5 tRNA genes are annotated in these 613 nt (G+C 48.5%); all 5 read right to left on the bottom strand.

What is annotated here, in order from left to right:
• Positions 1-52 precede the first annotated feature (52 nt).
• The 5 genes from KJS63_RS25855 to KJS63_RS25835 all read right to left on the bottom strand — a co-directional run bounded on the left by KJS63_RS25855 (position 53) and on the right by KJS63_RS25835 (position 563).
• Positions 53-127: transfer RNA gene (locus KJS63_RS25855), tRNA-Gln, on the bottom strand.
• 38 nt (positions 128-165) lie between these two features.
• Positions 166-241 (bottom strand) — tRNA-Val (locus KJS63_RS25850).
• Between the two features lie 54 nt (positions 242-295).
• Positions 296-370 (bottom strand) — tRNA-Glu (locus tag KJS63_RS25845).
• Positions 371-410: 40 nt separating this feature from the next.
• Positions 411-486 (bottom strand) — tRNA-Thr (locus tag KJS63_RS25840).
• Between the two features lies 1 nt (position 487).
• Positions 488-563: transfer RNA gene (locus KJS63_RS25835), tRNA-Asn, on the bottom strand.
• Between the last annotated feature and the right edge of the window lie 50 nt (positions 564-613).

The raw sequence follows: 613 nt of genomic DNA, 5'->3' as shown, positions 1-613 counted from the left end.
AAAGTATTCGGAATCTGCATCAAAGCATACGCTTCACTTTTTGGGGTGATAATGGCTGGGGATATAGGATTCGAACCTATGCGTGACGGAGTCAAAGTCCGTTGCCTTACCGCTTGGCTAATCCCCATTACTTCTAAAGGACAAGTTGTCCATGTAATGACAATATGGTGGAGGCTGAGGGGATCGAACCCCCGACCCTCTGCTTGTAAGGCAGATGCTCTCCCAGCTGAACTAAGCCTCCATATGTATAAGCCTTCCACTAAGGAACTGTTCTATGCAGAACATTTAATGAAAGTGGTGACCCGTAGGGGATTCGAACCCCTGTTACCTCCGTGAAAGGGAGGTGTCTTAACCCCTTGACCAACGGGCCTTATCTTTACTTATGTACTTATTACATGAAGTAAAATAAATGGAGCTCTCAACCGGGATCGAACCGGTGACCTCATCCTTACCATGGATGCACTCTACCTACTGAGCTATGAGAGCATGGCTCCCCGAACAGGACTCGAACCTGTGACAACTCGATTAACAGTCGAGTGCTCTACCAACTGAGCTATCAGGGAATATGTATGCTTGGCGGCGTCCTACTCTCCCAGGACCCTGCGGTCCAAGT

Source organism: Paenibacillus sp. J22TS3 (genome assembly GCF_018403205.1).
In the GTDB taxonomy this organism is placed as follows: domain Bacteria; phylum Bacillota; class Bacilli; order Paenibacillales; family Paenibacillaceae; genus Fontibacillus; species Fontibacillus tuaregi.
Note: the sequence above shows the minus strand (reverse complement) of the source record. Positions and strands in the feature narration are given on the sequence as shown.